This window comes from Chitinophaga sp. RAB17, from assembly GCF_052114225.1.
In the GTDB taxonomy this organism is placed as follows: Bacteria; Bacteroidota; Bacteroidia; order Chitinophagales; family Chitinophagaceae; genus Chitinophaga.
The window spans coordinates 828675-841895 of record NZ_JBFREI010000002.1 but is presented as its reverse complement, the minus strand read 5'-3'; the positions used below and the strand labels follow the sequence as shown (position 1 = coordinate 841895).

At 44.7% G+C, this 13221-nt stretch carries 11 protein-coding genes; 6 read left to right on the top strand and 5 right to left on the bottom strand.

Features of this window, described 5'->3' with window-relative positions:
- The first annotated feature begins 174 nt into the window (after window positions 1-174).
- Together AB4Z08_RS09495 and AB4Z08_RS09490 are read left to right on the top strand one after the other, a co-directional pair.
- On the top strand, window positions 175-1050 hold the full coding sequence (locus tag AB4Z08_RS09495; protein WP_441573491.1) for a helix-turn-helix domain-containing protein: 876 nt from the start codon (window positions 175-177) through the stop codon (window positions 1048-1050).
- Window positions 1051-1247: 197 nt separating this feature from the next.
- Window positions 1248-2081: an SDR family oxidoreductase gene (locus AB4Z08_RS09490; RefSeq protein ID WP_441573490.1), complete on the top strand. Its 834-nt coding sequence runs from the start codon at window positions 1248-1250 to the stop codon at window positions 2079-2081.
- Between the two features lie 187 nt (window positions 2082-2268).
- Here the strand turns inward: AB4Z08_RS09490 and AB4Z08_RS09485 are convergent, their stop codons facing one another.
- Entirely contained in the window at window positions 2269-2712 is a 444-nt protein-coding gene (locus AB4Z08_RS09485) for a hypothetical protein (RefSeq protein WP_441573489.1), read from the bottom strand.
- Window positions 2713-2750: 38 nt separating this feature from the next.
- Between AB4Z08_RS09485 and AB4Z08_RS09480 the strand changes: the two genes are divergently transcribed.
- Window positions 2751-3191: an ATP-binding protein gene (locus AB4Z08_RS09480; RefSeq protein ID WP_441573488.1), complete on the top strand. Its 441-nt coding sequence runs from the start codon at window positions 2751-2753 to the stop codon at window positions 3189-3191.
- Here AB4Z08_RS09480 and AB4Z08_RS09475 read toward each other — a convergent pair.
- Window positions 3188-5314, bottom strand: coding sequence for an elongation factor G (locus tag AB4Z08_RS09475; RefSeq protein WP_441573487.1), 2127 nt, complete (start codon window positions 5312-5314; stop codon window positions 3188-3190). The genes AB4Z08_RS09480 and AB4Z08_RS09475 overlap by 4 nt on opposite strands.
- A gap of 149 nt (window positions 5315-5463) precedes the next feature.
- On the opposite strand from AB4Z08_RS09475, the gene AB4Z08_RS09470 reads away from it, so the two are divergent.
- The 3 genes from AB4Z08_RS09470 (at window position 5464) to AB4Z08_RS09460 (ending at window position 8667) form a co-directional block, all read left to right on the top strand.
- Window positions 5464-7242: an ABC transporter ATP-binding protein gene (locus AB4Z08_RS09470; protein WP_441573486.1), complete on the top strand. Its 1779-nt coding sequence runs from the start codon at window positions 5464-5466 to the stop codon at window positions 7240-7242.
- Between the two features lie 73 nt (window positions 7243-7315).
- Window positions 7316-7759, top strand: coding sequence for a DUF983 domain-containing protein (locus AB4Z08_RS09465; protein ID WP_441573485.1), 444 nt, complete (start codon window positions 7316-7318; stop codon window positions 7757-7759).
- A gap of 434 nt (window positions 7760-8193) precedes the next feature.
- Window positions 8194-8667, top strand: a complete 474-nt coding sequence (locus tag AB4Z08_RS09460; protein ID WP_441573484.1) for a hypothetical protein — start codon at window positions 8194-8196, stop codon at window positions 8665-8667.
- Window positions 8668-8676: 9 nt separating this feature from the next.
- Here the strand turns inward: AB4Z08_RS09460 and AB4Z08_RS09455 are convergent, their stop codons facing one another.
- From AB4Z08_RS09455 to AB4Z08_RS09445, 3 genes are all read right to left on the bottom strand, one after another.
- Window positions 8677-11133 (bottom strand): TonB-dependent receptor, encoded by a 2457-nt coding sequence (locus AB4Z08_RS09455; protein WP_441573483.1) that lies wholly within the window; start codon window positions 11131-11133, stop codon window positions 8677-8679.
- Between the two features lie 93 nt (window positions 11134-11226).
- A complete protein-coding gene (locus tag AB4Z08_RS09450; protein ID WP_441573482.1) occupies window positions 11227-11583 on the bottom strand; it encodes a hypothetical protein in 357 nt (118 codons plus the stop codon).
- Between the two features lie 43 nt (window positions 11584-11626).
- The gene (locus tag AB4Z08_RS09445) at window positions 11627-13210 is read right to left on the bottom strand and encodes a DUF1501 domain-containing protein (protein ID WP_441573481.1); all 1584 of its coding nucleotides are present in this window, start codon (window positions 13208-13210) and stop codon (window positions 11627-11629) included.
- Between the last annotated feature and the right edge of the window lie 11 nt (window positions 13211-13221).

Sequence of the window (13221 nt, the reverse complement as noted above, 5' to 3'; positions counted from 1 at the left end):
ACCCTTACCGATATTGTCTCACAACTAGGAACCGCGCAAAAGCTGTAACAGTGAATGAGGCTGCTACAGCGGATATCAATTTCTGCATGCGATACATAAATTTCGCTTAAACTCTTGGTTCAAAGCTTAGGTATAGCAATCGAGAAGTCCATTTGATTTTCTTAACTTTGCATAATGTCAGCAAATGGAGAATCCGCTATTCCGCCATTCAGTGCAGAAGTGAAGCTCAAAGGATTTAAAGTCTACGAGGTGGATGTGAATGCACCCAATGGGCACAGCTATAACCGTAAAGACTTTTATAAGATCAGCTTGAATACCGGCAAATACATCTTCCATTATGCTGATAAGAGTTATGAAACCGGGGAAACTATTTTGTTTTTTGGCAATCCGCGCATTCCATATTCCTGTGACGTGATTTCCCAGACTGATGGTTATGCGTGCCTGTTTACAGAAGAATTTTTCAGGTTAAGCGAAAGGTCTGAAAGTATTTTGCATTCACCTTTATTCAAGATTGACGGAACACCGATATTCCAGATCACCCAAACGCGGAAGGCAGAAATTGCTGATATCTTTAAGAAAATGATTGCTGAACAGGATTCTGACTATGCTTATAAAGATGAATTGATTCACAGTTATATCGGTCTGATAATTCATGAAGCTCTAAAACTACAGCCTTCAGACAACAGCCCTTCACAGAAGAATGCAGCGGTTCGCATTGCCTCTGTATTTCTGGAATTGTTGGAACGCCAGTTTCCGATTGAGAATATGAATGAGCCTTTAGCACTGCGTACAGCCCAGGACTATGCTGAGGCGCTTTCCGTGCATGTCAATTACCTGAACAGCGCAGTGAAGAAAATTACCGGGCAGCCAACTAGCATTCATATCGCTGACCGAATCATTGCAGAGGCAAAGTCTCTATTGCAGCATACCGATTGGAGTATATCTGAAATTGCCTATTCCCTCGGCTTCGAATATCCCACCTATTTCAATAACTTCTTCAAAAAGAAGACGGGGTACGTCCCTAAAACAGTTCGAGCAGCCCACCTTTGATAATTATACTTTTTCATTTGAATTTCTTTATTTCAGCGGTATAGTTTGGGCAATCTTTGTGTCATGAAAGATCAGCATATTATCAACCGTCGAAATTTTTTGACGATGACAACAGAAAAGGGAATAGTAAACTGGCTGGAGCCGGTAACCGACGACCAATACAATAATTATAAATAATTAAACCGTTAAATAATATCATGGCAAATAGAGTATGGCTCATTACCGGCGCAGGGCGCGGTATGGGCGTTGATATCACAAAAGCCGCATTGAATGCGGGGCATCAGGTGATTGCTACAGGTCGTAATCCCGAAAAGGTCCTAAAAGCTATTGGCGATCATAAGAATCTATTTGTGGTGAAGCTTGATATTACCAGTTTTGCGGATGCGGTAGCCGCAGCTCAGGCTGGGGTGAGCAAGTTTGGTAAGATTGATGTGCTGGTAAATAACGCTGCAAATTTCAATGCCGGTTATTTTGAAGAGCTATCTATGGAAGAAATTGAAGACCAGTTAGCAACCAGCTTATTCGGGCCAATGAAAGTAACCAAAGCGGTTCTACCTGTTATGCGCAAACAACGCTCAGGGCAAATTATAACTATATCATCGACTGCAGGATTAACAGGCTATACATTCTGCTCCGCTTACTCGGCCTCAAAATTTGGTCTTGAGGGCTGGATGGAATCAATACAAACAGAGGTGGAACAATTCGGCGTCAAGACAACCATCATTAACCCCGGTTTTTTCCGTACTGAATTGCTCACAGAAGGATCTACGAAGTATACAGAAAATACGATTGACGATTACGACGAAAGTAGAAAACAACAACTGGAGTTTTGGAAGGGTGCAAATGGTCAGCAGACAGGTGACCCAGCTAAACTTGCCCAGGCATTAATTACAATTGTGGATGCACCTACCCCCCCCAAACGTTTCCTCGCAGGGGCTGACGCTGTTGCTACCGCAGAGCAGGTGGCAGCTCAATTGCAAAAGGAAACTAATGCTCACCGAGAATTGTCAAGTTCTTTAGCTTATGAGTAGTCTGATAGTTCGGAAATCGAAATTCAAAATAATGAATTTATCGTTTACAGAGTAATTAATGCCTTTGATCCAAAATAGTTAAATTATCTATGGTAAGACTTCTCAAACGGAATATATTACATTAGAAATAGGTGGTCAGATAACTGGCCGCCTGTTTAAACGTTCAGACCCAATATTATTCATATTCTTATTTCCCTTCCAAAATCTCTTTTAGCTTTGCTAACATTTCCTTTTGGGGCTTGAATTCCGCTAATTCCCAACTACAAATGGTCGCTCCGTTAACTTTAAGAATTTTCCCCAATTGCTTTTGACTCAGGCCATTAGTATACCGATGTGCCTTCAACTTCCCAGCAAGCGTAGATTTATCAACCTCAAAAGGCAAGTACCCTAGAAAATTGATAATGTGAGGAAAGAATTTGATTTGTGGTAAAGTTCTATTTTTCTCCCAATTTGTAATACAGTCTTCAGTGACTCTACAAATCACTGCCACGTCCTTTTGAAGAAGTTTAAGTTCCATCCGTTTCTTTCGTATATGATCCCCAATTGAAACAGGCTTTTCAGGATAAGAAATAGGCATCGGTTTTGGGATTTTGCGCTCAAAACGCAAACAAGGCAACGCATGTATGTCCATGCGGGTATTTCAACCATCCCGATAAGGAGTGTTCCTGCATGCCCGGGCAGGTACAGCAATATTTGAATAAAGTATCAGGACCTTTACTGGATCGTATAGACTTACACGTAGAGGTTACACCCGTTAAGTTTTCTGATCTGTCATCGGTTCATGCCACAGAGAAAAGTGCGTATATCCGTGATCGTGTTATTGCCGCACGTAGCATACAAGCCGATAGATTTGCCGGTTATCCGGGTATTCATTGTAATGCGCAGATGCATAGTAAGCTACTTTCGGCGGTATGTGTGATCAGTGATCAATGCAGGGCTCAACTGGGGCAGGCAATGCAAAAATTAAAATTGTCGGCGCGGGCTTATGACAGGATACTGAAGGTAAGTCGCACGATTGCTGATCTGGAAGGGAGCAGGAGTGTAACGCCTGCGCATATGGCCGAAGCCATACAGTTCAGGAGTCTGGACAGGGAAGGATGGGGCAATTAAATACTCAGATCTTCCTTATAACTTTCGCTTAATTTTTTCTGCATTTCTGCGGGTACCGGCGCATATTCTGCAAACTGGGATTTCAGTTTTGCCTTGCCTTGGGTCACGTTACGCAAAGCGGCAAACAGCTTATCTATTTCTGCCTGGGGTGTACGTGCTTTAATGACCTGGTAGCCATTCAGTGTATCCATACCCGTTATGATGCTGCGATGTGTTTGCAGTTCACTCATAATATCTCCCATCATTACATCGGGGGCGATGGCTTCCAGGTCATATACCGGTTCCAGCAACTGCGGGGCCGCCTGGTGGAAGGCCTCACGGAAAGCCATCATACCGGCTATTTTAAAGGATATATCGTTGCTATCTACTGGGTGCATTTTTCCATCGTATACGCTTACCCGTATATCGCGTACATACGATCCCGTTAGTGGGCCCTCCTGCATTTTTTCCATTACGCCTTTGAGGATGGAAGGCAGGAAACGATTGTCGATAGCGCCACCAACAATGCAGTTATTGAACACCAGTTTGCCTCCCCAGTTGAGTGCTATTTCTTCTGTGTCACGCACCGTATGTTCTTTATACGGTGGTATACCCTCATACCAGGGCTCTATTTTCATGTATACTTCTCCAAACTGTCCGGCGCCACCAGATTGCTTCTTATGGCGATAGGAAGCCTGTGCAGGCTTTTGTATGGTTTCGCGGTAAGGAATTTTGGCGGTATGGAAGGCGATCTGCATTTTATAGATGTTTTCCAGTCGCCATTTGGTAACTAGTAAATGTAGTTCTCCCTGTCCATGGAGGATAACCTGTTTCAGTTCCCGGTTGAATTCTATCAGCAGGGTAGGATCTTCCATGTGGATTTCCGCTAATACTTCGCTGAGTTTTTCATCGTCTCCCTTATTCTTTGCTTCAATGGCTACGCGCACTTTAGGGGAGGGAAAGTCGATGGGGGCAATTTCTCCGGGGAAATTCTTTTCTGCCAGTGTATGGTTGGTGAAGGTGTTTTTCATTTTAAGGGTGCAGCCGATATCTCCTGCCTGCAGGCGTTCTATGTTGTTACGGTTTTTACCGTCTGCAATAAACAGCTGGCTGATACGCTCTGTCGTGTTTTCCTGCGCATTGATGAGTTCCATACCGCCTTTCACTTCTCCCGACATTACTTTAAAATAGGTGAGCCTGCCTATGTGTGGCTCCTGTAATGTTTTGAATACAAACAGTGCTGCAGGACCGGCCGCATCACAGGGAACGGATTTCCCATTGGTAGTGGTTTCTGCGGGCATTTCTACCGCAGAAGGGGCCACATTGTCTATAAAGCCCATCAGGCGGCCACTACCCATGTTCATTTTTGCGGATAGGCAGAACAGGGGGAATACCTGGTGATTGAGCATGCCTATTTTGATGCCTTGTCTCAGTTCATCCTCATCCAGGCTGCCTTTTTCGAAATACAGCTCCATGAGCTGATCATCATTTTCGGCGGCTTTTTCCACCAGTTCGTTGTGCAGCTGGTCGGCGCGTTCCTTTTCACTGTCCGGAATGGGGAGTTTTTCGGGTTTACCACCATTTTCGGGGAAACGGTACATGGTCATTTTCAGGAGATCGATGATGGCATTGAATCCCGGGCCCTGATTAACGGGATACTGCATTACCGTAACAGGGTGTCCGAGTACACGGACGGCATCTTCCACTGTTTTATTGAAATTGGCTAATTCGGCGTCCAGTTGGTTAACCGCCAGGATGGTAGGCTTCCGGTACTTATCCACATAATCCCATACCAGTTCGGTGCCTACTTCCACGCCATATTGGGCATTGAGCAGCAGGACTGCCGTATCGGAGACCCGGATGGCGGCAATAACTTCGCCTATAAAGTCTTCCAGGCCAGGGGTATCAATAATATTGATTTTATAGTCTTTCCATTCTGTGTGCATCAGGGTCGCATATACGGAGTTGCCGCGTTCATGCTCAATTTCATGGTAGTCAGAAATTGTATTTTTTTCTTCTACAGTACCGCGTTTACTGATGATGCCGGCTTCGAATAACATGGTTTCAGAGAGGGTAGTTTTGCCGCTTTTGGGTGCACCTAACAGTACGATGTTTTTGATGTGTTTTTCATCATACGTTTTCATATGTGGAGATTTATTTAGATAATCCTTTATCACCTATGCCTTAAAAAGAACTTACTATTAAGTTAACGTTTTTTGGCTAAAATAGCCAGTACTTTTCCCCGCAATATGTGGCAACATGCAGTAACTTTGCACCTCAGGAAATCGGACATATGAAACTATTACTGCATTATTTAAAGAGATATAAATGGTTGGTCGTATTAGCAATGGCTTTGGCCAGTATTAACCAGCTTTTCTCACTGATGGACCCGATGATCTTTGGATGGATCATTGACAGGTTTGCATCTCATCCCCAGGCAACTACCAAAGGGGGAACTATATTCAGGCCGGAAAACGACTATTTATGGGGCGTACTGCTGCTGGTGGGCGCTGCCATAGGTGTGGCCATGGTATCCAGGATTGCCAAAGCTTTCCAGGATTATTTTGTGAACGTAATTGTTCAGAAATTCGGTGCTCAGGTGTATACAGACGGGCTTAAGCACTCACTGCGGCTGCCTTATCAGCAGTTTGAAGATCAGCGCAGCGGTGAAACGCTGGCAATTCTGCAAAAAGTAAGGGTAGACTGCGAAAAGTTTATTACTGCTTTTGTGAATGTGTTGTTTGTATCCATGATCGGCGTTGTGTTTGTGATGGTGTACGCAGCTACGGTGCACTGGACACTGCCTTTCGTGTACCTGACCGGTTGTATTTTACTGACGATCCTCATGAGTTTACTGAGCAGAAAAATTAAGGTGATACAGAAGACGATTGTAAAAGAAACTACCGCACTGGCAGGATCTACTACCGAATCGCTTCGTAACATTGAGCTGGTAAAGAGTTTGGGGTTAACCAACCAGGAAATACGGCGGTTAAATTCCACTACCCTGAAAATTTTAATGCTGGAACTGAAAAAAGTGCGGAGCATCCGCAGTATCAGTTTTGTGCAGGGTACTTTTGTGAACCTGATGCGCTCCAGCATCCTGTTCCTGTTGCTGTTTTACATTTATCATGGCACCGTGAGCATAGGCCAGCTGATGACATTGCAGCTGTACTCCTTCTTCATCTTCGGCCCATTACAGGAGTTGGGTAATATCATTCTCAACTACCGTGAGGCACAGGTATCCCTGTTAAACTTCCAGGGCATTCTGAGTACGCCGGTAGAAGAAATGCCGGCAAACCCGGTAAAGGTGAACCATATCAATGAACTGATGTTTAACCAGGTAGGGTTTAAGCACCTGACTGCGGCCACTAAGGCGCTCGATCACGTAAACTTCTCTGTAAAAGTGGGGGAAACGATTGCCTTTGTGGGACCTTCCGGATCCGGAAAAACCACGCTGGTAAAAATGTTGGTAGGGTTATACAAAGCGAACGAAGGGCATATTTACTATAACGGCGTAGATGCCAATGAAGTGGATATGGAAGAACTCCGTCACCAGGTGGGCTTTGTAACACAGGATACACAACTGTTTGCAGGTACGATCAAGGAAAACCTGTTATTCGTGAATCCTGGTGCCAGCGATGCAGAGGTAATGGAAGCACTGGACAAAGCGTCCTGCTATTCTTTACTGGCGCGGGCCGACAAAGGTCTTGAAACAGTGATTGGAGAAGGTGGTATTAAAATTTCCGGTGGGGAGAAGCAACGCTTATCCATTGCCAGGGCGCTATTGCGCAAACCGCGTTTGCTGGTATTTGATGAAGCTACATCTGCGCTGGACTCTATTACTGAAGAAGAAATTACTACTACTGTTCGCGAGGTGACTTCTACCAAGCAGCATATCACTGTGATGATTGCGCATCGTTTGAGTACAATCATGCACGCTGACCGCATTTACGTGCTGGAAAAAGGCCGTATCGTAGAAGTTGGTAAGCATGAAGATCTTGTAGACGAAAAGGGCCTGTATTACGCCATGTGGAGACAACAAATTGGTGAACGGAAAGTAGAAGCAGTATAAAGTACGAAGCGGAAAGGCTGGCGGGGACAGCTTCGCCAGCCGGTTCCTGATTGTAATTGATTAATTTTGTAACATGAGTACACAACAGCCCAGGCGCCCCAACTATTTTGTCAGCATGCTGACAATGAAATGTCCGAGATGCAGGAAAGGAGATATGTTCAAAGATCAGCACCCATTTCACATCAGGTTTTCGAAGATCTTTAACATGTATGATAACTGCCCTGTATGCGGACAAAAGTATGAGCTGGAAACCGGCTTCTGGTTTGGAACTGGCTATGTGAGCTATGCGTTATCAGTAGCTTTCAGTGTATTTAACCTGATCTGGTATGCTTTATTTTTTGGTATTACCTGGAGAGATAACAGCATATTTATATGGCTTGGTGTAAATGGGGTGTTGCTGGTACTTATTCAGCCCTGGCTGATGCGATTGTCGCGGGCTATCTATCTTTACTTCTTTGTGTATTATGATGAGGATACCGCTGCATTGGAAAAACCGGTTCATCATCATCAGAAATAGTTTAAAAAGTATGGGGCTGTAAAAACAGCCCCTTTCTTTTTCAACCAAAATCTGAACCAATGGTGGTCAGAAAAATCTTAATAATACAAAAACCAATTTTTTTTGAAAGCTGAGGGAATCTGTTTTTTCTTCCTGGCAGGACATTCAGTATGACACGTACATAACGAGGCTCAAAACTACAAAATCTATACTTATTTTACTCAATTATTTACATCAATGGTAAATAGCGGGATCAATTGTACCACTAAAACGATTTTATTTATCAAGCCCGTCTGGTATGGATCTTCATCAGCTAAAGCAAATTTATATAAATTATAAAAACAAATAATGTTAAGTTATTAAATAATATATAAGTAAGCGCTATATATGAATTCCCGCGGATGAGCAGATCCATAAAAATTCGATAGCTTTATCTTTCCAAACATCAACTTATCGTGTACAGAAACTTACTATTGATACCTATTTTATTGTTGAGCTGCCAGCAGTCTACTCCCGGAGAAGCTGCCAAAACAAACAGGATTGTGAAACCGGCTGAAAAAACAAAGCCGATCCCATTTAAACTGATCAGTGGAAATACGGAGAGTGACAGTGCGGTGTTTGAGGCAAAAGGAATTACGGCCACTATTGTTAACTCATCGGCAGGGATGCAAACGATTCATATCACTCAAAACGGCAAGCGGTTGATCAACTATATGCGGGCAGTTGACTCCAGCGCTAAGGCCATACCGTTACCTGAACTGCTTATTATAGGAACGGATACTGCTGTAGGGTTTAACATTCCATCACCATCTGCCAGGAAATTCTTCTTCAAAATAAAAAATAACAAGGCCACCTATACGAAAATGGCGGATGTACCGGCGGGCCTGGACAGCATAAAAAAAGCCCCTGCTGACGCAGGAGCCTTTTAAAAAAGCAACCTATTTAAAGTCAATCGGAATCGCCAGCTTGAGGCTGAAATTCCGGCCTACATTATATACGCCGGATCGTCCGGTGACTTCATTGATGGGCGCATATTTCAGCCTGCTAAGGTGATTCTGGTAAGCCACATCTGTAAAGTTATTCACTGCAAAATGCAGGGAGAACAATGTTTTGTTCTTCTTATTCACGAAATCAGATCCCAGTCCCGCGTTAAATAAGGTATAACCGGGAGTAGTGGTTTCAGTTTCATATGCTGTGAATGCATTGTTTTGTGCGAAGTTCACATCCATTTGCACTCCGATGTAAGCATTCTGCAAAGGACTTTTACCTACTTTTTTAAACTTCCCTTTTAATTCCGATAACCAACGGGTAGCCGGAATATTGGGCAGGTATTTCGTAGAGTCGGTACCGTTACTGGTAGTCGCTCTTACGTAAGAAACCGTGTTTTCAAAGTGCAGCCAGTCTATCGGATGCGGATGTATATCCAGCATCAGTTCACCACCATAAAGGTTCGCATCTGTTTGCTGATATTTAAAAGCGGAATATCCTTCTTCGTTATCTGTAGCCGGGATAGAGTCGGAGCCTGCCTGGTTAAAGAGTTTACGGGAGAAGATGAAGTTATTGATATGATTGTAAAAGAGACTGGCGTTTAAGGAGATATGCTGTGTGTTGAAGTCTACACCAGCATCTACCTGTGTACTTACTTCCGGCTTCAGGTCCTGGTTACCATACTCATATTTGATAGTACCTTCGTGTACGCCGTTGGCAGAGAGTTCCGCAATATTAGGTGCCCGAAAACCTCTGGCAGCATTGAGTTTCAATACCACGCGATCGCTGGCTTCGTAGCTCAAACCCACGCTACCGGATACATTGGAGAAGTTGCGTTTAAACGCATCAAACTTCGCATCCCCGCTGCCTGCGGGTTTACCGGAGGCATCCAGGAACAGGGCCTTGGAATTCATGGACCGGTTATCATACCGCACGCCACCGCTGAGGGTCAGCTTATTGAAGGTTTTGCTGGTTACTGCAAAAGCGCCAAAGTCGAACAGATCATATGCAGGGATGAGGAATTCCTCGCCTTTATTTTCATTGGTTTGCTGCATACCATTCACGCCTACTGTTGTTTGCCAGCCATTCATTTCAGGCAGGTAATATTTCAGGGCGTAGTTGAATGTTTGCAGGTGCAGGTACAATCCGGGAGTATTGGGATTCAGCGGGTCCCCGAATTCACGGCGCTGGTTGAGCTGATAACCCAGGGTAAGTCCTAAACGACCGCCATTATTCAGGTACAGGTTATTATCCCATACTATTTTCTGGTGATTGATCTGCTGCTTGGGCACCGTCATGCTATACGACTTGTTGTCGCTGCTGGTTACAGGCGCTTCATCTGCCACCCCATTATTGTTGATGGGCTTTACAAAGCCGCCGGTGCTGTCGCGGTCACCTTCCACGAGTCCCAGGTGCTGATTAAAGGAAGAAAAGCTCAGGTGAGAATATCCCCACTGTTTATTGATACCGATAGTAGCACCATAGTTGGTATTATTAAAGCGGGAATTAAAAACGTAGTTATCGTACTTGTTTTTATAATCGTGTGCCTGTTTTTGCGTAACGTAAGCGCCCCAGCTGAAACCATTATTATTGCCGGCGATATCCGCATGATAGGCCATCAGCCCACTATTGGTTTGATAGTTGGCTTCTACATTTCCTTTTATTTTTCCAAGTGGCAGTGGTGCAGGCGGTACAATGTTGACTACACCCGCCAGTGCATCTGAGCCGTAGATGAGGGAAGCAGGTCCTTTCAGGACTTCTATCCTGCTCACATTATAATCATCTATTTCAATACCATGTTCATCGCCCCATTGCTGGCCTTCCTGGCGGATGCCATCTCCTACCACCACTACACGGTTGTAACCGAGGCCGCGGATAAACGGTTTGGAAATAGCCGGGCCGGTAGAAAGCTGCGTAACTCCGGGTACTTTGGCAATAGCGTCTATGATGTTGGTCGAGATATTATCATCCAGGTAATCACGACGGATTACACTGATCGGCGTAGGTGTTTTCTTTACAGAAGTGGCCAGATTAGCGCCGGTAATGACTACTTCATTTTTTTCTATCAGCGTTTCTGCCAGCACAAAATCCCTGGTGGTAGCACCGGATATCGTTACTGGTTCAGTGTAAGCAGCATAACCGATATAGTGAACATCCACCAGGAATTTTCCTTTAGGAAGATTTTTGATTGTGTAATTTCCCTGTGCATCGGCTGCAGCACCTACGCGGAGATCCGGCAGGTACACCGTAGCGCCGGGTAAAGGTGTTTGTGTTAATTTATCCACCACCTTACCGGATAATGAGTTTGAATATACCCCTTCTTCAGGGTTAACGCCGGCATAGGCAGCAGGCAATGCCAGTAAGATTACACTCCAGAGTCCGAGTATAAATACGCGCAAATAATGCATATCTGAAAATATATAGAATCAGTAAAGATTGGACAGTCGCCAATATTGAATAGCAAACGCGCACAGGTTGGTCACGCTGCAATAAAAAGAGGATTATGCAACGACTATCGGAGGTGCCCTGGGGGTGAGGTTATAATAAGCAGTATGCGTGGTTTCCGGTATGGACAGCGGGTAAAATACCCAAATTACTTTTTGAACCGGTGCTATATAATAGGCAACAAATGGCTCATATGGCTCTATGCCTATTTGCAGGAAGTCGCAGTGACGGTGGTGTTCAGAAATGGTAGCACCATCGTGCTGGTGTACCACATCCACCGTGTCGTGGTGGCCTGAAAACTCGTGTATAAATTCCCTTGGGATGGTATTTATGGCAAATACACCCAAGAGAATAATAGCTAATATTTTATGGAGATAGCTTTTGTACACGGAGGCAAAGGTAGCAAAATCCATCTATTTGCAACAGCGTTGCACGATTATTAATGAAATTATAAGGTCATTTTACTTTGAGCATAGGCCATACCTGTTGTATTGGACCGTTTTGGAAACGGGCATAATAAATACCAGCGGGCAATTGCCGGCCATCGAATGTAATTTTATAGGTACCCGGCGTATGCACACTATTTACGGGTACGCTGATGAGGCGGCCGGTAGTATCAAAGATCTGGATCATGGTATTGCCACTGCCGGTGATATAGGTAATATACGTATAGTCGGCAAAGGGATTGGGCGCATTATAGATGAGCTTTTTACCATCTGTGCTCAGATCCGGCAAACCGGTGATGGTACCACAAGCCACGCCACTGACCAGAGGAAGGCGTTGGTAATCTTTCCCCATAATTTTTTGCAACGCAGTTTGATCCACACAAAACCATTGCTCGAGGATAGAAGCGTAGATGGATCTGAAATCGTATTGCATGGGGATATTATCAATCACAGAGGAAGTATCCGGTAAGGTCGGTGAATTACCCAGCACGCCCTGATTTACGTAATCTCCAAAAATGATCATGGGAGCTGCGGCGCCGTGGTCGGTACCCATACTATAGTTGGATTTGATGCGGCGGCCGAATTCAGAGAAGGTCATCCCCACTACCCTGCGGGAAGCATGCAGTCCTTTAAGATCATCCATGAAAGCCTTGATGGCATCAGATACACCGCCCAGCAGGTTGGCGTGACCACCTTTACTGGTGTCGCCGCCTTCTGTTTGATTGGCATGTGTATCAAAACCACCGGTGCTGACCATATAAAGCCTTGTTTTGAGTCCACCAGCTACCAGTCGTGCTACTATCTTCAGCTGTTCCGCCAGGTTGTTATTGGCGGGATACGCACCCTGTGCTGTCACTTTTTTAGCGGCAGCCAGGATAGCCGTTTCATATGCATTGGTTTGTTTGGCAATGAGTCGGATATATGCCAGTTCCTTACCTGCTTTGGTATTGGGAACGGGATCTGTCACCCCATCAATCAGGTTATAAAAATCATCTGCGCTCGTAATGGCAATGCCCATGCTGGCATTAGGTCCCTGGAAAGCGGGCGACACGATAGATCCTATCTGTATGGCTAATGGGTCCGGTGCTTCTGCATTCGGGTATCCATCAGGAAAATTATCGTATTGTGTATCGAGGTAGCGGCCTCCCCAACCTGTAGTCAGCACTTCGTTGGAATCTGAGCCGGTGAGCCATATATCGGTGGCGCGGAAATGTGAATAGTTGGGAGAAGGGTATCCCACACTTTGCACAATGCTAACCTTTCCATCGTTGTATAGCTGCTGAATACCTTTCATCGATGGATGCAACCCGGATTTGACGTAGTTATCCAGGCGGAGTACTTTACTTTCCTGGATGGCAATATTGGTACGTGCTGCCTGGTATTTACCATAGACATCGAGTGGTATCACCATGTTCAGCCCATCGTTTCCTCCTGTCATCTGGATCATTACCAGCACGTGATCATTATCTGTAGAAGCGCTGCTCAGCGCATTCAGCATAGGAGAGGAAGCGAAGGCTTTAATAGAAAAGCCGTTAATTAAAGTAGGCAGGATAGCAGCTGGCGCTGTATATTTAAGGAAGTCTCTTCTTTTCATAAAAAGGTTTT